The following is a 25,583-nucleotide window of genomic DNA, read 5'->3' on the forward strand; positions in this document are numbered from 1 at the left end:
GGGGAGTAAGCCTCAAAGCCTTTCTTTTTTTAGACTACGGTGTACACACAGTCAAATTACCCCCCTTAATCCCCCCTTATAAAGGGGGGAAATAAGAAATCTAGTTCCCTCCCCTTTCCAAGGGGAGGGTTAGGGTGGGGTAAAGCCCTGGTTAATCAGCTATTTCAGACTTGTGTATACACCATAGAGGCATCGGCGAGGGGCGGTTTTGGCTTTAGACAAAACCGGGGTGGGGTGATGCGGTGAGTAACCGTAAGTGAATGAACTCAATATCACGTCTTAACAAGGGTTTCACGTTAAGTTGACACGTATGGGCAATGCCGTGCCCCTACGCGAAATCTATATGTATTAGGGTTTTAGTGAATGGGTTTTACTTTCTCTCTCTACAAAACATAAGTTGGAAACATAATTAATCCTTCGCTCGTCCTTCCGCTAGATTAACAATTTCTGTTGTTGTCAACTCACACCACAAAAAAAACAGTCAGCGATTTACTTTTAATAAGTAATGATGATTTATCGTGCTTATCTAATCCCAAAACTCATCTGGTAAAAATAACTCAACGGGATTTATGACTTTTTCTCCGGAAGTTCAGCACAGTCATCAGAAAACAATCTAAGTAAACCTGATTAGTTGCTCCTTACTTGCACACACACATTCACAAAATGAAATCACATCTACTGGCGATTGGTTTAAGCAGTTTGGTTCTAGTTGCAGGACAAGCTAAAGCCTCACAATTACAGTCTTGGTACTATGATTCTAGCCAAAACCAATTAGACTTAACTACCACTTCGGGAATAGAACCAAAAGCCTTTTTATTAGATAATCCGAATCGATTGGTGATTGACTTACCTGGAACTAATTTTAATTCTGAGACTGTCAAACAAAGTTTTGGTAAGGCGGTGAAAGAAATTCGCCTTGGTAAACCAGACTCTCAAACCACTCGTTTTGTCGTAGAGTTCGCTCCTGGTTTTGATGTTACTTCCCAAAATATATCAATTAAAGGAGATTCCCGTTCTCATTGGATTTTCAAATTCAATTCATTTAACCGCCAAAATAATCCCATTGTTGGAGAAAATCGAGAAGATATTGCCATCAAATCCACAGATGCCGCTACATTTGCTGGAGTTGTCAATCTTGGTCAAGAGATGGTTGGTATTACTTCTCAGATTCGCAGTTTGTTAGCAAGTTATAAAACATTGAATCCGGGAATATTTTTCTTAGATTTAGATACAGGAAATTATATAGATATTAATGGCGAAAAAAGATTTGCTGCTGCCAGTACAATCAAATTTCCCTTATTAGTGGCTCTTTTCCAAGAAATAGACGCAGGGAGAATTAAACTCACCGATAAATTAGTGATGCGGCGCGATTTAAAGGTTGGCGAATCTGGAATTATGCAATACAAACCCATCGGCACTAAATTTAGTGTCCTGGAAACTGCTACCTTGATGATGACAATCAGCGATAATACCGCCACAAATCTAGTTCTCGATCGCTTGGGTGGCGCCGCAAAAGTTAGCCAACGTTTTCGTAGCTGGGGATTGCAAAATACAGCACTTCGGAATCTCCTTCCAGACATCGGTGGCACAAATACAACTAGTTCCAAAGATTTGGTCAGATTGGCGGCGTTAGTTTCTAATAATCGTTTGTTATCCCCAACTAGCCGCAATCAAGTTTTAGGCATTATGCGCCATGTCAAAACCAATAGTTTACTACCAGCTGGTATCGGTCAAGGAGCGACCATCGCCCACAAAACTGGAACATTGAGATTTATCATTGGTGATGCGGGTATTATTCAAATGCCCAACGGCAAAAGCTATTTAGCAGGTGTTTTGGTGCAAAGACCAAACTACGATCCCAAAGCTGGAGATTTTGTCCGTGAAGTTTCCAGAAGAGTCTATAATTACCTAGACAATACCAAAGTTAGCAATATAGAACCAATACTTGGCGATGCCTCCGGCGGGCTACGCCTACGCACTCGTTAAGTCTTGCGATCGTAACTACCACTATTGCACCAAATCGCAAAAATAGGGACGTACATCTGTACATCCCTATATATCTATCTGTATTCAGGTATTTCGTCGTGAAATGGGATTAACTCAGGAAATTTGGTGTACCACCATTACCACTCCTACCAACAGCAGGAATTTCCACTGTGTCATCTGTAGCTTTACCAGTGCCGTCATTGACAACATAATTAGAATTACCCACATGTCCATTAGGGATAAACAATTGTGGATGGTCAAAGGGCGCTTTATCATACCGAACTCGGTCATCAGTCAGCCCTTTTAAAAAGGCGACCAATTCCTGTTTTTCTTCTGGTGAAAGATTTAGCGGCGGAAGTACTGCAAAATCACCACCACGATTATAAAAATCAATCACTTGCTCTAGAGTCGCCTGACCTCCATTGTGGAAGTAGGGAGCAGTTAGTTCTACATTGCGAAGTCCAGGTGCTTTGAAAGCTCCATTTGCAAACACAGTTTCACCGGAATTCAATGGTGGATTAAGGGTTGGGGGATTTTCGCCAAGGAGATCCTTAAATTTACCCAACTGAGCCAATCGTGCCTCTGAAAGCGGATTACGTTGACCGTTATTCTGCAAACCGTCATAACCACCCAAACCGGGGTCGTCTGTGGCAGGTCTGACACCGATATTGAAGAAACCATTGTCTTCAGGAGATTTTGGCCCGAACGGCGCACGTTTGATTCGTCCGTCTTTAGCCACGCTGCTTACTGAAGCAGCTGTTAATTCTACTCCACTGTGGCAAGCAATACACAGACCTTTGCCCTCAAACAGTCCTTTCCCTCGTTGCTGCTGCGCGGTTAAGGCGCTGGTGTTTCCTTCCAAGTAGCGATCGTAGGGCGTATCACTGGAAATGAGCGTAGACTCGTACAACTGAATTGCCAGCCCAAAGAATAGCGAGAAGTTGTACTCTAGCAATGTGTACTCATTACTATTCAAGGTGCGATCGGGCCTCTTGACAATAGTCCGTTTACCGTCAGAGTCAACTTGGATGAGGCGATAAGAATTCCACCACTCCGGCTTGAAGGCATCTTGAATCATCTGCTCGTATGTTCTATCTTTAAGTCCAGGTTGAGGCGATCTACTATCTTTACCTAAAACGCTGTCTTGTGGATGCACAATCTGTTTAGCTAGCGGTCTAAGAGGTAATAACTTTTTCGCAAGTTTTCGGGGGAGCTTTTTACCCTTACCAACGGTGAGAGGTGTTATGTCAATTCGCCCGAACTTATCACCCCCGAACTTATCACCAATTTCTTGAAAAGTGCGACCATCTGCGGATGACTCAAAGGAACTGAGTGGCGGCCCAACAGCTTGAGATGCCAAAGACGAGTTCTTTAGGCTGACTTTCACAAATTCTACACGAATTGGGTTTATAGCCTTGACGACAGCGGCGTTAGGATCTCTTAAACCGAAGGGATTCACCCCATTAAAGATGTCTTGTGCCCTTCCATCCCAAAAGTTGCGGAAGTTGAATGCGGCATTAATCACGGTTGGCGTGTTACGCGGCTCGACGCGCCGCACATTGATACCTCCGACTTTAAACACCGGATCTGGCTCGGTTGTAACTTTGTCTTCTGCATTACCAGGTGTGACATCCACAAACTTCGTATTGAAAATCCCCTGAGAAGAACTGACATCGTTATGGTCAGATACAACAGTCTTAGGATCGTTTGGGTTTGACAGCTTGTGGAAGGGGAAATCTTCTGGTTTGAGCTGATAGTTTGGTAGTCCGCCGACATTAAAAACTGAATCTGGATTCTCTGTACCATCGGCGTTGACCCGCAAAAGCCCAGGAGCAATCTGATTTTTGGATCTATTGTCGGCTCCAGCATGGAAGTGACAACTAGCACAGGAGGTCTTTCCATCGCTCCCAACCTGCATATCCCAAAAAAGAGTCTTTCCTAACTTGATTGCAGCTGTTTTGTCTTTTACGAAGTCTCCAAGATTGTTAGGTTCTGGAACCGATACGCTCTTGAGCGAAATTGGGGATGGGCCTGTAACCCCTGCTGATACAGTATTTCCAGCTATTACTGCTGCCAGAATAATGGCAGCAATTGTTATAGTCCTTGAAAATCTCGATCTCAAGTAGTTAGGCTTGCCATATCTGAATCTCCACTCTTGCTGCTTTATTTTTGTCACCAAAGATTTGAGCAAAAATCGACCTCTTGAGGTCAGCAATAAGCAACTTGATAAAGCAGTGGTAAAGATTACTAAGCTGATTATGGGTATAATCCCCATAGTTGTATTATAAAGTAACACCGAGATAAAGTATACATTTACGAGGAAGTTTGAAATTTAATATTCATGTAAAATAAACACGCAAATTACGAATTTTACGTGAACACAAAAAATACTCTCTTGGGGCTACGAATAATAAATTGAGTTTGGTCAGCGGATTATTTTATATTGAATTTGCATTAACTAAGCTACTAATATATTTTATCGATAAGAGTTTGATAAAATGTTTAGATATTTAAATTAGATATAACTTATTTATCAGTCCTACTTTTAGGATATTTTAATGTTACTACATCAAAGTTCTGGTCGGTGGCGCTTAGGGCTAGCGTTATCGCTATTGACAGTGTTGTTGTGGGGAATTTTACCTATTGCTCTTGGAGTAACTCTACAAGTAATTGATGTCTATACCGTTATTTGGTTTCGCTTTTTGGTATCATTTGTATTGCTTGCTATGTATTTAGGGATACGCGGCAAATTACCAAAATTAGAACAACTGCGCTCTGCTTCTGGAAAATTATTAGCGATCGCGACAATATTCTTAGGGATTAATTACTTTTCGTTTACCCAAGGTTTAGCATTAACATCGCCTGCTAATGCTGAAGTTCTCATTCAATTATCTACCCTTTTATTAGGTTTTGGAGGGTTAGTAATTTTTAAAGAACGTTATCGGCTGTCTCAATGGATTGGCGTTAGTGTAATGATTTGTGGTTATCTTTTATTTTTCCATGAACAACTAACGAATTTAATTACAGCACATGGCACATATATACTAGGTAGTATTTTAATTGCGCTAGGCTCAACGGCTTGGGCTATTTATGCTTTGGCACAAAAGCAGTTATTACAATCTTTATCTTCCACCAGCATCATGTTGATTATTTATGGAGGCTGTGCTTTATTATTCACTCCTCTAGCTAAAATTAAATCACTTTTTATACTCGATACTTTCCATTTAGGAATGTTAATTTTTTGTGCCTTGAATACTTTAATCGCTTACGGTGCTTTTTCTGAATCATTACAACATTGGGAAGCATCACGAGTAAGTGCAGTAATAGCTTTAGCTCCCATTGTGACATTAATATCAGTTGCGGTTGTATCAGTTATTGCACCTTCTTGGACACCACCAGAACACTTCACCCTCATAGCAATATTCGGAGCGGGTTTAGTAGTTACAGGTTCAGTAGCGATCGCCTTGGGAAAAGCTGATTAATCACCATGTTTTTCAGGCTTTTTACTGGATTTTTCAGCTAGTGAATTTGTGCAATATTCAAAGCTACAACATAAATACTGAGGCAGACTATTTTTTATTTGTTATGATTTAATAGTGAAGGCAAACTACTGAAGTCAGCCGCATACTTTACCCATCTGCGTGACTTTGTAGTATTTGATTGTTGACTTTATAGCCGAAATATCCTTGCAAAAGAATTCAAAAATCAAAATTCAGGAGTCAGAATAAATTACTAGGGCATTGGGAATCACTACTTTGTTTGACTACTAAATCTAAGATTTGGTGGAGATTTTAAACCCATTTATACCCATTATTTTCAGTCAGCTACATTCGCAAGTCATACATAATTCATCGTGAATTATAACTACTGACTCCTAAATTCTGTTTTGATAAAATTGAGGCTGATAACTTTAAGTAAACCAAGCAGGGCGCCCGAATAACTACCAAAGCCAACACCCGATAAAACCAGACCACCGAAACAGTTGAGCGATGAATAGTTTGTTTGGTAATTGGGCCAGCACCCTCAGAAAAAATTCTTTATTGCTGGTTCTTTCAATGGTGCTGCCAACATTTGGAATTAGTAATTCTGTCTTGGCAGCAGAGCGGATTTATGCATCTTATTCAGCTTTGGAGCTTTCCATTTCAGTCACGACTTTAGAGAACTACGCCAAAACAGGTGTAATTAACGAAGACTTAGCAGCCTATCAGCGATATCTGCCTTTAGAACAGCTTCAAGAATTGCGGCGGATTTTGCTTAATCGTGTGAAAGTTAGTCCAGTAGTAGTTTCGCAACTTCTCTACACACCCCAAGGAGAATTTTTACTGCATCGCTTGGCGCAAGTGATTAAAACCAGTCAACCAGAACCAGGATTTGGTGCTTTGCGTTCGGCGCTAATTTTAGCCTCTGGTGAATCGGGAGGCTTGACACTTTTAAATGTGTTGCGTAAATATCCCACTAGTAGCATTCGCCTTGATGTCGCTGAGACTTTGGAAATAGCTACGGAATTGGAGAAACTTGTTAACCAAACCCATCAAGCGATCGCAGCTGTTTCCCAAAAGTCTAAAATAGAAGCTGATAGCATTTCCCAACCAAATTTCTCGCAATTGCCCAATTTAAAGGTTCCGGGAAAATTTAAGTCGCAAAAATACATCCTGAAGTTTTTCGACTCAACCCGCAATCGACTTTTATTGACTGATGTTTACATTCCCAATGTCCAGAAGACTGCACCGATAATTGTAATTTCTCACGGCTTGGGTTTAGACAGCAGTAACTTTCAATATTTAGCCACTCATCTAGCTTCTTACGGATTTGCTGTCGTTGTTCCCAATCACCCTGGTAGTGATGCGAAACAATTACGTTCTCTGTTAAAAGGACGCGCTATTGAAATAGCAAAACCAAGTGAATTTCAAGACCGACCTTTGGATGTAACATATATACTGAATCAATTGCAAAAAGGTAATCAATCTGATTCACGGTTTAAAGGTCGCCTAAATCTGCAACAAGTCGGAGTATTTGGTCAATCTTTGGGAGGCTACACAGCCTTGGCCCTAGCAGGCGCTAAAATCAACTTTGAGCAGCTAAAACAAGACTGTCAACCAGCAGCACTGCAAAATACCTGGAATATGTCTTTACTGCTCCAGTGTCGCGCTTTAGAATTGAGCATCAGCAAGTCTGGTAAAGATTATAACCTGCGGGATGAGAGAGTAAAAGCTGTGATCGCAGTTAATCCCATTACTAGTTCGATTTTCGGCAAAGCTGGCTTAAGTCAAATTAAAACTCCAGTGATGATTGTCAGCAGTAGTGATGATACAGTTGCACCAGCTTTATCCGAGCAAATTTTACCTTTCTCCTGGTTGACAAATTCCCAAAAGTATCTCGTCATGCTTGTTGGTGGCACACACTTTTCCACCATTGGCAATGCAAACCCTGCAAATCAACAAGTTGCATTACCTGCCGATATGATTGGTGATGCTTCTCAAGCACGTCGTTACATGAATGTTTTAAGTTTACCTTTCTTCCAAACATACATTGCAGGCAGGCCGCAATACACGCCCTACCTGAACGCCGCCTATACTCAAAGCATTTCTAGTAAGTCTCTTGGTTTGAGTCTCGTCAAGTCATTGAATACAACCGAATTAGCACAATTATTGGATATCAAAGGAGCCAAACTCGTAAAAAAAAAGTTCCCAACACCATAGTCAGCTTCGGATTTTGGATGTTGGATATTGGTGTTGCATTGCTGCATGTAATGATTTTTATTTGATTTGTACAGACGTAATTAATTACGTCTATAAAATTTATTTGCGTCTTTATAAAATTAGAGACTTAATTCTTGCTTGCACTTCTTCAATTAGCTCCTGTTCAACTTTCTTTACAAACAACACCTTCCTAGCTTTCCAATCCAGTGATTTGATCTGATCGGCTAGCACTACGCCACTGGTTATCATTCCGTCAGCAAGCGGAACCTCAAAGTTAAGACCTTTTTTTTTGATTAGTAATTGGACAAACTATAACTATAGAAGCCATTCGATTGTTCTAATAACTAGTTAGCCCTCAAGTTATTGGTGGGGGCAGAGTTTTGAATCTGTCTGTAGAGTGATAGAAGCACTGAAGACAAGAAGTTATGCTACAAAAATACTACAAATCGAGGTAAGCCAATGAAACCAATCAAGGTAGCCGTTGTTGGTGACTATGACCCAGTGTTTCCACCTCAAGCTACATTGGGCGTAGCGCTCCGTCATGCCGCAGCAGTTCTTGACCTAGAAGTTACAGAAACATGGATACCAACAGAAACTCTTGCCAAGCCTAATGCAAGTGCAATGTTGCAGGATTTTGATGGCATCTTTGGCGGGCCAGGAGATGTTCAGGAGTTGGAAGGAACGCTCCAAGGAATTCGCTTCGCTCGTGAAAATCACAAGCCCTATTTTGGAACATGTGCTGGATTTCAGTATGCGGTTATTGAGTTTGCCCGCAACGTATTATGGATTGCAGATGCTACCAGTGCTGAATTCGATCCATCTGCTCCTCGATTAATTCTGACTCCGCTTGCGTGTAACATTGCAGGAGAGAAGATGACTGTCAATATTCAACCCAACAGTCTTGCTCACGATCTCTACAGCAACAACGTAGCAGTTGAGGAATACTTCTGCCACTTTGGAATGAATCCGATGTATCGTGATGCTCTCATTGAGGCAGGTATGCAGATTTCTGGCACAGACCAAGATGGTGAACCTCGTATTTTGGAGTTACCAACTCATCCCTTCTTTCTAGCAAGTTTGTTTGTGCCGCAAACTTCGTCAACTCCTTCTAAACCTCATCCACTCATCAGTGGTTTTCTTGCAGTTTGCGCTAAGTTGCTAGTGAAAACAGGCTAACAATGTGATGGAGACTTGTCAGGTTGTCAGGTATATTACGATAGTCAAGCTTTTCACCGTATTTAAGACGGCAGTGACTATTAGAGTCAGTAGGGTGCAATAACTATGGGTGTAAATAATAATTAGCTATACGGACATGATATTACAGCTTCTATAACGTACCGAAAACCATCTTCTAATTATTTGCGCTTACCTACTTATTGTAAAAACTCTAACAAGCCCAATTGATATACGATCGCATTCATACTTCTCGACGTATACTTTAAAGAAATGTGACATTTAATTGCGCTATTGTAAAAGTCAGCTTTACATAAGTTCAGTTATGAGCCAGCCTGAATATACTACAGCCCAAGTTACTGCCCTGACTAACCACGATCGCAAACCTATTCACATACCTGGCTCTATTCAACCTCATGGCGTTCTACTGGCACTCAGTACTCAGCTAGAGATACTGCAAGTTAGCAACAATACCCAAGTGTATTTGGGCAAAAAGCCAGAAGATATGCTCGGTCAACCTTTGAGCTATTTACTTGACCCTCAGCAAGTGGAAATTGTCAAGCAGTGCTTAGTAAAAAAGATTGGCAGTGCTAATGCTTTAAAAGTATCAATAAGTATTTTGGATGGGGAACGAGATTTTGATGCTATTGCTCATCGTACAGAAGAGGCTGTGATTCTGGAGTTAGAACCCACAGACTCGGAATCGGAGTTGAGTTTCTTGGGCTTTCATGCTTTGGCGGGTGAAGCGATCGCAAAAATGCAAAGCACATCCAATCTGATAGAATTTTTGCATCTGGTAGCTGAAGAAATCCAAAAAATCATCGGTTTTGACCGGGTGATGGTCTATCAATTTGACCAGTCAGAAGCGGGTTCTGTTGTTGCAGAAGTTAAACGGGAGGATTTATCACCTTATTTAGGACTCCACTATCCCGCTACAGACATTCCGGCGCAGGCTAGGGAGTTATATACGCGCTGCTTTTTGCGATTTCTCCCCGATTTGACTGCCGAACCGATTAAACTAGTTCCAACGGAAAATCCGACAACACATCAGCATCTTGACTTAAGTTACTCTGTGCTACGAAGTTTTGATTGGTGTTGTGCGGAATATCATCAAAATATGGGAGTAAAGGCTCTTTTGGTGATTTCACTCATTCAAGAGCAAAAGCTTTGGGGATTAATATCCTGTCACCATCAAACACCAAAGTATATTTCTTACGAAGTCCGCAAGATGTGCGAATTTTTGGGACAGATTGCGTCTTCAGAGTTAGCGCACAAAATTAGTTACTCGGAATGGGATTATAAAGTAAAACTCAAATCGTTACAGTCTGAGTTTCTAGAATCTATTTCCCAAGCAGACAATTTTATCGATGCCCTAATCAAACCGGAAATCCGCTTGCTCGATCTTGTTAGTGCTTCAGGAGCGGCGGTTTGTCTGGATAATGAAATTACCCTGGTGGGAGCAACACCAAATATTCATGAAGTTCAGGCACTTATTGAATGGGCGGATACCCAAGTTAGTGATAACCTATTTTCTACTGATTCTCTGCCAAAGCTTTACCAAGAGGCGCTGATATTTAAAGATACTGTTAGTGGCTTGTTACTACTGCGGATTTCTAAAGTCCGGCGCTATTACATCCTTTGGTTTCGCCCTGAAGTTATCCAAACGGTACACTGGGCAGGAAATCCACAGGAATCCATGCAAGCACAGGCAGATGGTAGCTTTAGCCTATCTCCCCGAAAATCCTTTGAACAATGGCAAGAAACGGTTAGATTAACTTCTCTACCTTGGAAACCTTGTGAACTTGACAGTGCGATCGCTTTGAGAAATGCGATCGTTGGTATTGTACTCTCGAAAGCGGATGAATTAGCTAAAATCAACCTGGAGTTAGAGCGCAGCAACCAAGAACTGGCATCCTTTGCCTACGCCGCTTCCCATGACCTCAAAGAACCTTTGCGGGGCATTTATAACTTCTCGACAGTGTTGCTAGAAGACTATGCCCAAGTATTAGATGATGAGGGAATTGAGTGTTTGCAAACAGTAGTATCCTTGTCTGTACGCATGGAAACTCTGATTGATGCTCTATTGCGACTCTCACAGTTAGGACAAGCGCAACTGCGTGTGCAAGCAACTGACCTCAACGAATTGCTCAACCAAGTAATTGAAGTCTTTCGTGCTAGTCGGCAAGACTTTCAGCTTGTGGATATTCGCATCCCTCGCCCTTTACCAACAGTTCAGTGTGACCGAGTTCTCGTTAATGAAGTCTTCAGCAATCTGATTGGTAATGCGTTCAAATACAACGATAAGGCAAAGCAATGGGTTGAGATTGGCTACATTTCTCAAGAAGAGGCAGAGGGCCAGGGGAGCAGGGGAGCAGGGGGAGATGAGGGAGAAATCAATTCAAAATTCAAAATTCAAAATTCAAAATTAAAGAACTTCTGCCTCCTGCCTCCTGCCTCCTCTTTCCCAATGCCCAATGCCCAATGCCCAATCTTTTATATCCGAGATAACGGTATTGGAATTCCACACCATCACCTAGAAACTATCTTTAGACTATTTAAGCGGCTCCATTCCCAGGAAAAATACGGTGGAGGAGCCGGTGCAGGACTAGCTATTGTTAAGAAGATTGTTGAGCTTCATAACGGTAAAATTTGGGTGAAATCTACTGTAGGCGTTGGCTCAATGTTCTATTTTACGCTGGAATAGTTTAAGATAGTGGCTAAATGCTAAATATGTATTTTTGTTAAGCTCTTTTAAGACCACGAATGACAAAAAAACTTCATGAACCGCTGCTCGTTGTTGAGGACAGCAATGAAGATTTTCGGATGCTGCAACGTCTGATGCGGCGTATGTCCGTCCAGAACCCCATACACCGTTGTACTAATGGAGATGAGGTTTTAGAGTTTCTTTATCAACAGGGAAACAATGCCTACGCTAAGGACGAAGACTTACCCAACTCTAAAGTAGCATTACGACCCTCTGTAATCTTGCTCGATCTGAATTTGCCAGGTATTGATGGGCGTGACATTTTAGATCGGCTCAAGCAAGACAAGAGTTTCAAGGGAATCCCCATCGTTGTTTTTACCACATCATCTAACCCCAAGGATATTGAATTGTGCTACCAAAAGGGCGCAAATGGATATCTGGTAAAACCGATGGATGCTCAGGAACTAAAAAAGACGATTCAGGCATTCGTGGATTACTGGCTTGAAGCCAATACGCCGCCTGTGTTGGATTAATTTGTTTATTTTTTGTTGATGTAGCAGTAGGGGAAGAACGATAATAAAGGAGATGGCTCAGAGGACACAGAGACATTTTCCTGTTTGAGTCAGTGTGTCTGTTTGTCTGTGTTAGATTCCTTTTCCCCATTTTCCTGTTTTTGACTATTTGGTGTTTCTTTAGGATTACTAAAGAATTTAGATTTTATTTACACTTATTTTATATTATTTTTAGAATTATGCAAGAAAACACAATCTGGATAAAAGGGATCTATATGGCTCCCTGATCCTCATAACCTTATGTTGGACACATGGACGCTACTTATCATCGATGATTGTGCCGCAGATCGGAAAATCTATCGTCGATATCTTTTGAAAGATCCGCACCAGTCATACCAGATTTTGGAGGCAGACTGTGCAGAAGAAGGACTTGCTTTGTGCCAAAAAGTACGCTGCGATGTCATTTTGCTGGATTTCTGCCTACCTGATATGAGTGGGTTAGAACTTTTTGATCGCATACAGCAGGAGATATTTAAGACTTCTATCCCCGTGATTATGTTGACAGGGCGCGGCGATGAAGAAATCGCTGTGCAGGTAATGAAACGGGGTGCTTTGGATTATTTAGTCAAGCAAAATCTTACACAGGATGTGCTGCAACTAGCAGTCCGCAACGCCATTAAGCAATCGTGCTTGCAAGCCCAACTGATCAAAACTCAAGAGCGACAACGCCTAATTGCCACAACTGCTTTACGAATTCGCCAGTCTCTTAACCTAGAGCAAATTTTGAATACGGCTGTAGCTGAGGTACAGCAACTTCTGAAGTGCGATCGCGTGATGGTTTATCAGTTTGCCCCAGATACAAATGGTAAAATAGTCGCCTCATCAGTTGAGTCATACCGCACTGTGGCATTGTGCGATCGCGTCGGGATTGGGGAGCAGGGGAGCAGGGGAGCAGAGGAGCAGAGGAGCAGGGAGGAAGTTGCAGTAGGTGTTTCCCCTGTGCCCCTCCGTCCCTGTGCCCCTCTGCCTCTTGTGCCCAATTCCCCATCCCCAATCCCTTACATCTATGAGCTTGGCTTGTGTAATTGTGTCAGCCTCAAAGAGCAATTTAATACTAAGGCAAATCTGGTAGTTCCGATTAATCTGAGCAACAATGGGAACCCAACCCCCAAGCTTTGGGGTTTATTGATTGCTCACCATAATTCCGGGGAGCGACACTGGCAAACTGATGATGCAGAAATGCTCAATGAAGTATCAGTGCAACTAGCAATTGCTATTCAACAAGCGGAATTGTTAGCCCAAACTCAAGCAGCCCTTGCCAAAGAAAAGCAACTCAATGTATTTAAATCCCAAATAATTACAACGGTTTCCCATGAGTATCGAACGCCGCTAACTTCAATTCTGGCTGCGGCATCAACTTTGGTAAAACATAGACAGCAACTAGATGAATCTAAACAACAGAGGTTCTTGGGAATCATTGAACAGAAAGCAAGGTATATGTCCAAACTCGTGGATAATATGCTATTGGTTAACCAACTTGAACTGGAAAAACCCAAGTTTAAACCAATTTCAGTCAATTTACTGCAATTTTTTTCTGACCTTGTAGAACAAGAGCGAGAAACAGTAGGCGATCGCCACGAATTGATTTTTAAAATTACTGGTAATCATCATGGATTTTGGGGCGATCGCGGACTTTTGCAACAAATTTTTATTAACTTAATGTCCAATGCAATCAAGTACTCTCCAGATGGAGGTAGCATAGAATTCCACCTGATCGGCAAAGAATCAGAAGCAATTTTTTACATCAAAGATCGAGGAATTGGTATCCCGATGGCAGATCAAGAAAATTTGTTTCAATCCTTCAGTCGTGGAAGTAACGTTGACACAATTCCTGGTACAGGCTTAGGGCTAGCGATCGCTAAAGCTTGTGTCGAGTTACATAGTGGCAATATTACCTTGTCGAGTGAAGTGGGGCAAGGAACTAAAGTTACAGTTAGCTTACCAAAGATATGCCCAACTGGTCAACTATCCCCATCATCCACTTGATTTAGATAATTTTAAAAAGCATATTGTAATTATTGATCTTGAATTTCTATCTTGCTAATTAACCATTCTTTGATTGTTTTCCCGCAAGGCTCAGAACTTTGGCAATCACTGACGTTCTCTAGAGAATAAGACATTTTTACTTTTTTGTTGACGTATTTCTCTGGTTTGCAAACCTCAAAGACTGCACCGACACCTTCATATACTTTGCCATTTTTATCGACAACAGTAACGTAGCATTTTAAGTCTCCGTTTTGCATATCTTTGATAGTACCAGAAATTGGATTATCGTTTTTAATTTCCTTGGATTGATTGTTTTTAGGAGATGTTTTTTCAGTTGATGCTGAATTAATAGTTTTTTGGTTATTATCTAGTTTGACTTTATTTACAGAAATAGATTCAGAATTCACTTGGGTAGCTGTTGCAGTATTTGCTGGATTAACTTTATTCTGTTGAGAAGCACTATTGCCAGAGTTACTACAACTTACAATCAACATAGAGCAAAAAATAAATGTAGTAGTGAAGATTGATTTTTTCATTTGATTTATGTTCATAAAAGCTATTGATAGTTGTTTTACTAAAAGCGCTACGGTAAAATATTTGATTGGCAATAAAAACTTTCATGAAGTTTTCTATGATATTTCTTGATTATTACAGTTTTATGTCTTGGAAGTTATAAATGACATCGTGATATTTGCGGAAAATACTCGGCGTTATCTGCACTTTTTGTATATTATTCGGTAAAGTGCTTAGAGAATGTCTTGATACTGATAAAATAATGCTTAAATAAACTTTGATTGCTAATACCAATTCTGTATGAAGATGCGCTAAACCATGTTTAAGGATAAGAAAGAAAAACGAACCGCAAAGGACGCAAAGGACACAAAGAAAGAATGAAGTTAAAGGATTTGGCGCAGGCTCACAAAGAAATGGTATAAATATTAATGCTTTGAGCATTAAATAAGTATTTAATAGAGTTTAGAAGCTGTAAGTATTGATTTTGTGTTATTTCAAGGTTTTCTCAACTTAAACAAACCATTTGACTGGACTTCCCACGACTGCGTAGCACGGGTGCGAAAATTGTTGCGCCTCAAGCGTGTAGGACATGCGGGAACCTTAGATCCAGCAGCAACAGGCGTTTTACCGATCGCACTTGGTAAAGCTACAAGATTATTGCAATATCTGCCAGAAAACAAAGCTTACAAGGCTACGATTCGTCTGGGTGTGCAGACTACAACCGATGATTTAGAAGGTGAAATCATTAGTTCTCAAGCTTGTGCTGGGTTGAGTTTGGCAAAGGTGAAAACTGCACTGGCACAATTTGAAGGCAAGATTGAGCAAATCCCACCAAATTATAGTGCAATTCAAGTGGATGGCAAACGTCTCTATGACTTAGCACGCCAAGGGAAAATAGTGGAAGTTCCAGTGCGGACAGTGGAAATTTTTCACATAGAAATTTTGGACTGGAGAGAAGGAGATTTTCCTGAATTGGATGTGGCGATCGCCTGTGGATCTGGTACATATATTAGAGCGATCGCTCGTGACTTAGGTACAATCTTAGAAACCGGTGGCACTCTTGCGGCTTTGATCCGTACCCAAAGCAGTGGTTTCGATTTAACAGATAGTCTCACTTTCACCGACTTAGAAACTAAATTGCAAGGCGGGACATTTCAACCTCTTACCCCTGATGCAGCCTTACAACATTTGTTGTCTGTGACTTTACCAGCAACATCTGCTCAAAAATGGTGTCAAGGTCAGCGAGTTTCTCTAAATTCTGATGTTACTGGGATAGTGCGAGTTTATCAAGAAGAGATTCGTTTTTTAGGTGTTGGACAATTACAAGATGAAGTGTTGATTCCGCAAATGGTTTTTGAACCGATTTCTTGAAGAAGAATTCAGGAGTGGAGCCGGAGACACTCCGCCTCCGGTAAGAATCAAGATGTTCTCTACATGACGCTCCGTGTAGCTTGCTTTGTTGGCTGCAAGGCTGGACTCGCTACCCTTGCGCTATCCACCAGTCGCACACAATTCAATTCTGAATTCTGACTCCTGACTCCTTTGTTGTTAAACCAAATAACTTGTATTAGGTATGATCGCAAAGAAGGCATACTCGTACCAAGCAGTCCAGATGAAACTGCGAATCCATCGCTGACGCTTGTCGAGACTCAATTCATATTCAAACGCCCCACGAGATACATCAATGGAAGATAGGTGAGAGTTGCAACCGCAGCCATGCTGATAAGTAAAACCATATTTAGAAGCAATACTTTGCACCTTCATTTGAATAGCAAATACCTTACCTGCATGGAGTATGGCATCCCAAGCACGTTTATGCTCAATATCGCGTTGATCGAATCGTAAAGCACGTTCTTCAAAAACATGATCGCGGTAAATTGGTGCTAAATGCACGTGATAAAAGCTAGCAGGTAGTTCATAACCAAATTCATTGAACAAATCTATGCCAATACGAGCCACTTTTATTTCATCAGCGTAATCGATTCCTTTTGACTCCACATCACGGAGAATTTCTGCAAAGTTCGGATAGCTGTGTTTGAGAAAGTCTTGCCCAAAAAACTCTAAAGTTTCCCATGCCAGTTGTGCAAATAACTGGGAAAATGACGGTATCAAGTGAGCTAGTTGGGGGCGATCGCTAAATAAATCAACATCACCACGTTCTAATTTATACAAAAACAACTGTGCCATCTCAACATAGCTTTCGGGTTGGGAAAGTCCGACACTCGTGGTTCCTCTAGCAATGTCTTGCCATATAGAAGGTAGTTGAGAAACATGAACCGCATTTTCTCCAGCAATAACTGCAACAGGAGGACATTCGAGAAGTTGCATCGACAATCTCCTTTAAGACTTTAATGTGTAATTTACCTTAAGCGATGTCTAAATCTATCTTCTGAACACAATAAAAAATGTTTGACAGACTGTCTTTTGACAGCGATATCTACGATGGGCTACGCCTACGCAATTTTATTCATAATTTTTGGGGCATTGGGCATTAGTTATTTTAGGATAATTCATACTTCATAATTCATAATTCAATTACCCATTCAAAGCATTCTCTTCACCCACCTGCTATTTTCCTATATATTTTCTCACCCTTGATTAACTCTTCGTAGTACTGCTCATAAGAGGTAAACCTGATAGATTCTTGTCTTCCTAAACCCAAGATGCCAAAGGTGCAAAGGCTATTATAAAATAGTTCGTGTACCCGCTTTTGAAGTCTCTGATTAAAATATATAAGGACATTACGACAAAGAATAACATTAAACTCATTAAAAGAACTATCAGTGGCTAAATTATGCTGGGCAAAAACAACATTTTCTCTTAGGGACGATCGAAAAATAGCATTATCATAAGCTGCTGTATAATATTCGGAGAAAGATTTCTTGCCACCTGCTTTCAGATAAAGGTGAGTATATTCCTGCATCAGTTTCAGCGAGAAAATCCCACTTTTGGCATTTTGTAATACCTTCTCATTCGTATCAGTGGCATATATGCGGCAACGATGATAAAGTCCTTCTTCTTGCAGTAAAATTGCCATTGAGTAGACTTCTTCACCAGTTGAGCATCCAGCGTGCCAGATCCGAATAAACGGATAGGTTTGTAAGAAGGGAATAACCTGATTTCTGAAGGTATTATAAAAGCTGGGATCGCGAAACATTGATGTTACATTCACCGTCAGAGCAAGCAAAAATCGTTCTAAATAGGGGCGATTGTGGAGTAACCGCTCTTGCAATGCAGAAACATTTGCTAACCCTTCTAATTGCATGAAGCCCTGAATACGACGCTTGAGTGAGGAAAGAGCATAATTGCGAAAGTCATAACCATAGTACTGATACACACCCTCCAAGAGCAGGTGTATTTCTATATCCTCCAAGAGGGGTTTTGGCAGAGACATAATATTCATAATTCATCATTCATTATTCATCATTCATAGGTTTCAGTTTAACCAAGTGGCTTTTACTACTAAAACAGCGATCGCAATTATTGAAATTCCAGCTAGCCATCTTACCTGAGAGCGCAGATTTTTAATCTCTTGGCTCAGACTTTGTGTCTGTGGTATGGAATATGGTTCCAGTTGTACAACTTCAATAGCTACTTGTTCGGGTGTCTTTTGGGGATTTTTAAAAGAGACTTGCGTGTGTAGCCAATTAGTAATCAGTTGGGGACAGTTCTTTTTAAACCAATTTAAAGCTAAGGTTCTAAAAACTGGTTTAGACATTCGGGCAATTAATTTCATCACCCTGTTTAAAGGTTTCAGGCGAAGCTTTTGATTAATCAAATTGACTGAACCAACATCATAAAGACAATCCAGAATTAGTTTCACAGTGGCTTCTTCACTGTTAATCAAGTTTTGCAGTAAAAGCAGAACATCACGCATACGCTCTGCTTCTATATACTTTTCTGCCAAGTTTTCTGGAGGACTTACTGAAGGATTTACAGTTGGATTTAGGGTGTTTTGTCTTACTATCGTCATATTGGTAACATAGCAGCCATAATAATGTCAGTACACCTATCTATCGAGAGAAAGATTTTTTATCTAGAGAGAGAACCTAAAAGCCAAAATTTATTCCTGAGAAACATGACTATATCGTGTTTATAAAAAATCTATTTGTCTAGTTTTGATAAATCTTTTATCTACTTCTGGGTAAATAAAATTTTTTTATTTAGATGCTAACACTTCAATTTGCAAAATCACCCGTTCTAATTCCTCAATTATTACAGTGCTTTCAGTCTTTTTAAAGGCATCTACAAGCGCTCGATAATACCAAAGAGTACCTTCTTTACGCCCATGAAAACGTTCCCAAAGAGATTCGCCCAAAATGCGATAATCTTTGAGAATAGATTGGGCATTGTAAAGTTTATCAGCTAATGACACCAGCAGAACTGATGGGGAAGCAGTAGCAATATGAGCAATGTATGCCTCCTTACGCTGTCGCCAAGGGGGTTTTGGAGTTGTATCAGCGTCAGTACAACCATCTACAATTGCCGTTACATTGTCACCAAAGCGACGACGAATTTCTTCTCGTGTTGCAGCGCCACCTTGATCTTCGATCGCATCGTGTAAGAGGGCTGCGATCGCTTCATCTTCATTTGCCCCGTATTCTAAAGCAATACTGGCGACACCTAATAAATGGGCAACGTAGGGGACACCTGAACCTTTACGAACTTGGTTAGCGTGTAGTTGGGTAGCGTAGGTAAGGGCTGCGGTAAAACGTTCTGAGAGCATTGTATAAAAAAATTCCAGCAGTCAGAAGAACTCAACTGAAATATTGGGTTTGTGTCAATTTTATAACAAATCGCTCCAAGTGCAGAGGTAATAAAGAATGAAAAGGGTACAAGGGGAAAATTGAAATTTGAAATTAGATAAACAACATTTAAATCTATATTCCATCGCCAGATAGATAAAACTCTGCTGTTAGTTTATTAAATTTACTCAAGGATGTACTTTAAACTAGGAGTTAACTTAACATAATGCTAGGCAATCCTGGATTAGGAGAGCAAGCGCTCAATAAAGCGGTAGAAATAGGATTATCTAGTCAGTTAGATGAAGTAGAAAATCTAGATGTAGACATCAAGACAGACCCGCTGAAACTGGTTCAGGGAGAGGTGGATGAAGTCACGATTCAAGGTGAAGGTTTGGTTATGCAGAAAGACCTCCGCATGGAGGAATTGGAAATGCAAATGACTAATGTTGCCATTAATCCTCTAAGTGTGGCTTTTGGCAAAATTGAACTTACTAAACCGACTGAAGCTCATGCACAGGTTGTGTTAACCGAAGCTGATATCAATTGTGCTTTCAACTCCGAATATGTGCGTTCACAACTGCAAAGTCAAAAAATACATATTAACGGACAATTGAGGACTATTGAACCTCAAGATGTAGATTTTCGATTACCGGGTGATGGGAAAGTAGCACTAAATGCCAGCATAAAATTAGTAGAAACTGGTGAAAATCAGCAAGTTGCTTTTTCTGCAGTCCCCAGGATTAGCAGCAATGGAAAAAGTGTTACTTTGGAAAATATCGAGTATGGCGAAAGTAAGGAAATCTCGCCAGATTTGACAAAAGCTTTGATAGATCAAACTAGCGAAATTTTGAATCTAAGTAACTTTGATTTAGATGGTATGAGTCTGCAAGTCAACCAACTAAAAGTAGAAGTAGGCAAACTAATCCTACAGGCTGAAGCTTATGTTGAAAAAATTCCTTCAGCTTAAAAATGTAACGTTCATAAATTCAGGATACTAATAATGGAAACTACAGAAACAACGCAAACAGGTTCAACACCTTTTCCAAATATTCCACCAGTTATTGAAAGTAACGACAGTGAGTATCGTGATACTGGTGTACCCAGTACAGTTGCGATCGCCGGACATCCTCTACACCCGTTGAGTGTGATCTTTCCCATAGCCTTTTTAGCCGCCGCTTTGGGAAGTGACATTGGTTACTGGTTAACTGGCGATTTCTTTTGGGCTAGGGCTTCGCTATGGTTAATCGGACTTGGATTAGCTGGAGGCCTCCTTGCATCTGCGATCGGTCTGAGCGACTTTGTGAAAATTGAACGAGTCCGTAAGCGCACCGCCGGTTGGACGCATTTGATACTTAACGTTTCTATACTAGTTTTATCGCTCGTTAACTTTCTCCTACGCTTGGGCGACGCTGAGTCCCGAATAGTACCTTGGGGACTGTTAATCTCGCTTGTTGTCGGTACACTGACTAGTGCTTCTGGTTGGTTCGGTGCTGAACTCTCCTATCGCCACAAAATTGGTGTAGTGGGTGGAGGTAGCAGAAGATATCCTTAAAGGAGGCAGAAGATAGGAAAAACGCAGCACTTAACAAGATAGTTGGTCGGAGCTAGAAACCCAGTGACAGATTATTATTTACAGCTTCCGCTAAGAATATTTAGCAGTTATCGTTTGTATTTGATACAGTTTTGATACATCTTGTGGGATGGAGATAAGTCTGATCTAAGGTGTTTCCAAAATCAAAATTTGGGAGGATATTTCCCTTACCCAGTCAGGCTTTTGAACCCATCTCACAAGAAAAAATTAGCGTATTTAATTAATAACTGTATACTTTATCTATGTGGTGAAATAAATTACATCCTGTTAAATACTAACTTTTTATATACATAAGCTTATAAAAATTACAATTATACAAAAGGGTGAAATTGCAATATTGAATTTCATACTAAATTAAGTTTAAAAAAGTGCGCGAGCGGTAATTTTCAGACTTTAAAGTGTTTTAATAAAGTTATTACCGAAAGTTTAGAGAAGCAAAAACATGAAAGGTTTCAGGAAGTTATCTTCAATAGCAGTATTGCTATTTGCCTTTGTGTCTCCGCCCTCATTAGCTGAAGCGAAAGATATTTCTTTAAGTAATGCTCTGAATGAACAGAGCATTGCACCAGATGCTAACCTGGTTGGAAATAAAACCGGAGAGCTTTTGATTGCTCAACGGCGGTCAGGACGATACCAGAGAATCCGACGACGGCAGATAATCCGACGACGGCAGTCCTACGGACGATATCAGAGAATCCAACGACGGCAGCCTTACGGACGATATCAGAGAATCCAACGACGGCAGCGTTTTGGACAACGCCAGATTATCGAACGACGGCAGCCCTACGGACGATACCAGATTATCCGACGACGGTATTAGAGATATGAGTAAAAATGACGTAGGCATAATACCCCTCTCATAACAGAGACGCTACGCGTAGCTTGCTTCCACGAAGTGGTATAGGAAGCCTTCGGCTACATGAATTTTGCCTACTAAGGATTTTGGATAAGGCACATAATTAGTTTCTAGAGATGTCTATTGAGGACTGGTGATACAAATAATATCGTGTCCGGTTAAAGACTTACATATCATTAAGACCGCAGAGGGGTAAAGGTGCAGAGGGGCAGAGGGGACGAGTTTTTGGTCTTTCTGGATAGATTCGGGAATTATAACTAATTAGCCGGATATGATATAAGCCAATTGTTAATAGAAATCTGGTGAAAAAGAATGTAGAGACGCAGCACTGCTACATCTCTACAAAAGTTTGGATAACATATATTTAATTTCACCAGATGTCTCTGTAATGGTTAGTGGTTGTTCTATTAATCACTAACCATTAACTATAGTGGCTCACTCCAGCCTGGGATTAATAGCTGGTATCACCTTGAAATTGGCGATTTTCCAAGGTTGTATCATCAAGATTTGTTGCTGAGATGAAAATTCAGTACTCGCGGAACGCTCTAATAAATCTACTGTATTTCCGAGATTCAACCCTAAATCACTTTGCAAAGATAACTCGGCCGTTTCTCCGTGAGATTCATAACATCGCAAAATTAACTGCTGTGGATCATCTTCAGATGGCTTCAAGGCCATCAAGATTAAATTTTCAGCTGATAAATCTAGGAAACTTACTCCTTCAATAGTGCTGTTAGCGGTAGCGGAGGGTTGAGCCAGTGGCCAATTGAATATCACTTGCAACGGTATATTCAATTCATAGCCACGCCGTACTGTATGGGCTGATTCCCAGCTATGAGCATGAGGATACAAGGTATATTTGAACTCATGAAAACCTCGGTCAGCCTCTGAGTCTGGCCAATTAGAACTGCGTAGCAGGGTTAGGCGGAGTTGATTTGGTTTGCTGTCATAACCGTATTTACAATCATTGAGCAAACTGACACCATAACGATTTGGGATTGTGGTATTTGTCTGTGTATCTTCTGCTGTTAAATCAGCCCAACGCAAAGCAGGAACTTCCCATTTTGCTTGTTCTGCGGGGGTTTGTGGTTTAGTTGGGCGGCGAATCGCGCCACAGGGAATTTCATAAGTAGCAAAGTCGGCTTCAATATTTAAAGGAAAAGCAGCTTTCACTAATACATGATTTTCTTGCCAATTGACAATTGTAGCGATGTTCAGCAGACGTGAACCATTTTGCAGAATATAGTCTTGGCAAAATTCCGATTCACCCAACTGACGTACCACGCGTACACGACTTTGCACTGGGCCTTGTTCTAACCACTGAATAGATTGAAGATTTGTTGAGGGTAAGGGATGTTGAGCATAATTGGGGTCTATATTCCAAGCATCCCAATATTGCCCACTGTCTTTAAAAGCTTGCAATTGATTCCCCGCCCCACTCAAAACTTCTCGTTGATAAGTTTTGTCAAAAACACTTGATAAATCTCCGGTGTCAGGATCTATAACAACTCGCAAGAATTCATTTTCTAAAATCCAGTCTGGGAGGAGTGGGGGAGATGAGAGAGAGACGCGATTAATCTCGTCTGTATTGGGGAGTGAAGGGGAAAGCCAAAATATGCGGTAGCCTACGGGTGGAATTTCGGTGGCGAGAAATAGTATGGTTGATGGTTCAGATAATTGCGAGACAAGTTGCTTTCCAGAAGCATCGTAAATCTGCCATTCTTGGGTAGTTGTTAGTGGTGTGGGTAAGGCTACAGAGATTACCTCAGAACGTTGCCAATTGAGAGAATTGAAAACAAAAATAGGCAGACTATCGGGTTTTGGTGGTTCTGATAGGGTAATGTGAGATGCGATCGCTAAAAGTGATTCCTGTAATATTTTCGTTCCCACTTGTTCCACTTGTTGCCATTGGGGCAAGGCATCTGTGTAAACTTGGGTAATTGAAGAACCAGGTAAAATATCGTGAAACTGTTGAAATAACACAAATTTCCAAGCTGCTTCAATTTCTGCTTTCGGATATGTCACACCACAGCCTACAGTTGCCAAGGTAGCAAATAGTTCAGCTTGATATAATAAATTTTCACAACGACGATTCCAGCGTTTTTGATCTCCGTGGGTAGTGTAGCAACCGCGATGGAATTCTAAGTATAATTCGTCATTCCAAGTAGGGAATAAGGGAGAATTATCACTATTATCTCCTGCCTCCTGCCTCGTGCCTCCTGCTTCCTGCCTCCTGCCTCCTTTACTGATTTGCCGTAAATACTTTTCAGCCGTCGTAAATTCTAAGTCTGGAAATAAAGGCGACTTTTGCCAGCGTTGGGCCGTTTCTAACATATCACGGGTGGGGCCGCCGCCGTGGTCGCCGACACCGGGAAGCCAGAGAGATTCTGGTAAACTAGTTTGGGTTTGCCACTCAAGAGTATAAGTTGCCATTTTAAGCGGGTCAATGCTTTCACCGATGAGTGCAGACATCAAACTAAAGACTTCGCTACCGTCAGGCGATCGCCACCAAAAAGCCTCATAATCAAATTTAGTAGTATCATTCCACCGCAACTTCTGCGTCACAAAATACTCAATTCCGGCATTAGCGAAAAACTGCGGTAAAGTTGCACAGAAACCAAAAGAATCTGGAACCCATTCCACAGTTGAAAGCTGGCCAAATTTCTCCTGGATATAGCGCTGACCATACAGTAGCTGACGGACTATTGATTCACCAGCAATTAGGTTGAGTTCTGGTTCCACCCACATTCCGCCGACAACTTCCCAACGTCCAGCAGCTACCTGTGCTTGAATTGCCCTAAACAAATCCGGGCGATGTTCTTCAATCCAAGCATAAAGTGCGGGACTTGAATGACAGAAAATTAACTCAGGAAAATCTTCTTGCAACTTCAGAACCGACTCAAAAGTATTTTGCGCCGCATTCCAAGTTTCACTCACAGGCCATAACCATGCTAAATCTAAGTGAGCATGACCCAATAAAAAAATTTTAGATTTTATATCCGTAGCCTTCAAAAAGGGGGCTAAGATATCAGATTGAATTAAATTTTGGCGTAGAGCTAAAAACGACTGTACCAACTCTCCCTTCTCTTCCTGCGTGTCCTCTGTGCTTCTGCGGTTCGTAATCTCCGCCACCATCGCCGCCAAAACATCCAACTTCTCCGGCGCAAATTTTTCCAAATAAAGCTGCACTACAGCTAACTCATCAGCCACAAAACCTGGATCGGGATTATTATCAACATAAGACTCATAAACTAGGAGCGATCGCACTAAAGCACCATCACAATGTCCCGGACTCACTAACCGCAAAGCCACAGTGAATTCTTCCCCTGGCGTCACCCCCTGGCTGAGAAGTACTCTAGGCGAACAATCAAATAAATCACCCTCCAGTACTAACTCACCATTTACATAAATCTCAGCAGAATCTGCCCACCAAACCAGTACCAGCCGCAAAGATAACCCAGCTAAAGGATAACCGTGTAAATCTTGGGGAACCACCAATCTTTGCACTAGCCATAGCACTTTTTTCCCGCCCGTCCAAGCAATATGTTCTTTAGCATTCAACTGGGCAGGTTGCCAATGAGACAAATCAGCAGCTACAACATCAGTAATAACTAAGTCAGATTCCTGATACAGCCACGTAGACTGAAGATTAACTTGACAAAAAGAGCGCAATTGCTCAATTGCTTGTGAGATAAATTTGGTCTGGGATTGAGAGACAGTCGGGGTCATATATTCGCTAAGATGAGGTGTTGGTCGTT

19 protein-coding genes are annotated in these 25,583 nt (G+C 41.1%); 11 read left to right on the top strand and 8 right to left on the bottom strand.

Annotated features, from left to right (window positions below):
- Window positions 1-663 precede the first annotated feature (663 nt).
- On the top strand, window positions 664-1,986 hold the full coding sequence (locus tag HWQ40_RS02155; RefSeq protein WP_292774711.1) for a serine hydrolase: 1,323 nt from the start codon (window positions 664-666) through the stop codon (window positions 1,984-1,986).
- Window positions 1,987-2,095: 109 nt separating this feature from the next.
- Here HWQ40_RS02155 and HWQ40_RS02160 read toward each other — a convergent pair whose 3' ends face one another.
- The gene (locus tag HWQ40_RS02160) at window positions 2,096-4,261 is read right to left on the bottom strand and encodes a cytochrome c peroxidase (RefSeq protein WP_292774712.1); all 2,166 of its coding nucleotides are present in this window, start codon (window positions 4,259-4,261) and stop codon (window positions 2,096-2,098) included.
- 283 nt (window positions 4,262-4,544) lie between these two features.
- Between HWQ40_RS02160 and HWQ40_RS02165 the strand changes: the two genes are divergently transcribed.
- On the top strand, window positions 4,545-5,468 hold the full coding sequence (locus tag HWQ40_RS02165) for a DMT family transporter (protein WP_292774713.1): 924 nt from the start codon (window positions 4,545-4,547) through the stop codon (window positions 5,466-5,468).
- Between the two features lie 507 nt (window positions 5,469-5,975).
- Complete coding sequence (locus tag HWQ40_RS02170; protein WP_292774714.1) at window positions 5,976-7,685, top strand: alpha/beta hydrolase; 1,710 nt, start codon at window positions 5,976-5,978, stop codon at window positions 7,683-7,685.
- Between the two features lie 111 nt (window positions 7,686-7,796).
- Here HWQ40_RS02170 and HWQ40_RS02175 read toward each other — a convergent pair whose 3' ends face one another.
- Window positions 7,797-7,934, bottom strand: coding sequence for a type II toxin-antitoxin system PemK/MazF family toxin (locus tag HWQ40_RS02175; protein ID WP_292774716.1), 138 nt, complete (start codon window positions 7,932-7,934; stop codon window positions 7,797-7,799).
- A gap of 210 nt (window positions 7,935-8,144) precedes the next feature.
- On the opposite strand from HWQ40_RS02175, the gene HWQ40_RS02180 reads away from it, so the two are divergent.
- The 4 genes from HWQ40_RS02180 (at window position 8,145) to HWQ40_RS02195 (ending at window position 14,120) form a co-directional block, all read left to right on the top strand.
- Complete coding sequence (locus HWQ40_RS02180; RefSeq protein WP_292774718.1) at window positions 8,145-8,861, top strand: hypothetical protein; 717 nt, start codon at window positions 8,145-8,147, stop codon at window positions 8,859-8,861.
- Between the two features lie 322 nt (window positions 8,862-9,183).
- On the top strand, window positions 9,184-11,562 hold the full coding sequence (locus HWQ40_RS02185; RefSeq protein ID WP_292774719.1) for an ATP-binding protein: 2,379 nt from the start codon (window positions 9,184-9,186) through the stop codon (window positions 11,560-11,562).
- A gap of 59 nt (window positions 11,563-11,621) precedes the next feature.
- Window positions 11,622-12,095, top strand: a complete 474-nt coding sequence (locus HWQ40_RS02190) for a response regulator (RefSeq protein ID WP_292774720.1) — start codon at window positions 11,622-11,624, stop codon at window positions 12,093-12,095.
- A gap of 279 nt (window positions 12,096-12,374) precedes the next feature.
- Window positions 12,375-14,120 (top strand): ATP-binding protein, encoded by a 1,746-nt coding sequence (locus HWQ40_RS02195; RefSeq protein ID WP_292774721.1) that lies wholly within the window; start codon window positions 12,375-12,377, stop codon window positions 14,118-14,120.
- 29 nt (window positions 14,121-14,149) lie between these two features.
- On the opposite strand, the gene HWQ40_RS02200 is transcribed toward HWQ40_RS02195, so the two are convergent.
- Entirely contained in the window at window positions 14,150-14,656 is a 507-nt protein-coding gene (locus HWQ40_RS02200; RefSeq protein ID WP_292774722.1) for a hypothetical protein, read from the bottom strand.
- A gap of 463 nt (window positions 14,657-15,119) precedes the next feature.
- On the opposite strand from HWQ40_RS02200, the gene truB reads away from it, so the two are divergent.
- Window positions 15,120-16,004: a tRNA pseudouridine(55) synthase TruB gene (gene truB / locus HWQ40_RS02205; RefSeq protein WP_292774724.1), complete on the top strand. Its 885-nt coding sequence runs from the start codon at window positions 15,120-15,122 to the stop codon at window positions 16,002-16,004.
- A 177-nt stretch (window positions 16,005-16,181) separates the two neighbouring features.
- On the opposite strand, the gene HWQ40_RS02210 is transcribed toward truB, so the two are convergent.
- The 4 genes from HWQ40_RS02210 to HWQ40_RS02225 form a co-directional block, all read right to left on the bottom strand.
- Window positions 16,182-16,961: a hypothetical protein gene (locus HWQ40_RS02210; RefSeq protein ID WP_292774725.1), complete on the bottom strand. Its 780-nt coding sequence runs from the start codon at window positions 16,959-16,961 to the stop codon at window positions 16,182-16,184.
- A gap of 229 nt (window positions 16,962-17,190) precedes the next feature.
- Window positions 17,191-18,027, bottom strand: a complete 837-nt coding sequence (locus tag HWQ40_RS02215) for a protein-glutamate O-methyltransferase CheR (RefSeq protein WP_292774923.1) — start codon at window positions 18,025-18,027, stop codon at window positions 17,191-17,193.
- Between the two features lie 42 nt (window positions 18,028-18,069).
- Window positions 18,070-18,606: a hypothetical protein gene (locus HWQ40_RS02220; protein ID WP_292774726.1), complete on the bottom strand. Its 537-nt coding sequence runs from the start codon at window positions 18,604-18,606 to the stop codon at window positions 18,070-18,072.
- A gap of 186 nt (window positions 18,607-18,792) precedes the next feature.
- Window positions 18,793-19,359 (bottom strand): HD domain-containing protein, encoded by a 567-nt coding sequence (locus tag HWQ40_RS02225; protein ID WP_292774727.1) that lies wholly within the window; start codon window positions 19,357-19,359, stop codon window positions 18,793-18,795.
- A gap of 245 nt (window positions 19,360-19,604) precedes the next feature.
- Between HWQ40_RS02225 and HWQ40_RS02230 the strand changes: the two genes are divergently transcribed.
- From HWQ40_RS02230 to HWQ40_RS02240, 3 genes are all read left to right on the top strand, one after another.
- Window positions 19,605-20,345 (top strand): DUF2993 domain-containing protein, encoded by a 741-nt coding sequence (locus HWQ40_RS02230; RefSeq protein WP_292774728.1) that lies wholly within the window; start codon window positions 19,605-19,607, stop codon window positions 20,343-20,345.
- Between the two features lie 33 nt (window positions 20,346-20,378).
- Window positions 20,379-20,930: a DUF2231 domain-containing protein gene (locus tag HWQ40_RS02235; RefSeq protein ID WP_292774730.1), complete on the top strand. Its 552-nt coding sequence runs from the start codon at window positions 20,379-20,381 to the stop codon at window positions 20,928-20,930.
- Between the two features lie 481 nt (window positions 20,931-21,411).
- A complete protein-coding gene (locus HWQ40_RS02240; protein ID WP_292774731.1) occupies window positions 21,412-21,789 on the top strand; it encodes a hypothetical protein in 378 nt (125 codons plus the stop codon).
- Between the two features lie 471 nt (window positions 21,790-22,260).
- Here the strand turns inward: HWQ40_RS02240 and HWQ40_RS02245 are convergent, their stop codons facing one another.
- Entirely contained in the window at window positions 22,261-25,554 is a 3,294-nt protein-coding gene (locus HWQ40_RS02245) for an alpha-mannosidase (RefSeq protein ID WP_292774732.1), read from the bottom strand.
- Window positions 25,555-25,583 lie beyond the last annotated feature (29 nt).

Origin of the sequence: Nostoc sp. NMS9 (assembly GCF_017114995.1) — a bacterium.
Classification (GTDB): domain Bacteria; phylum Cyanobacteriota; class Cyanobacteriia; order Cyanobacteriales; family Nostocaceae; genus Nostoc.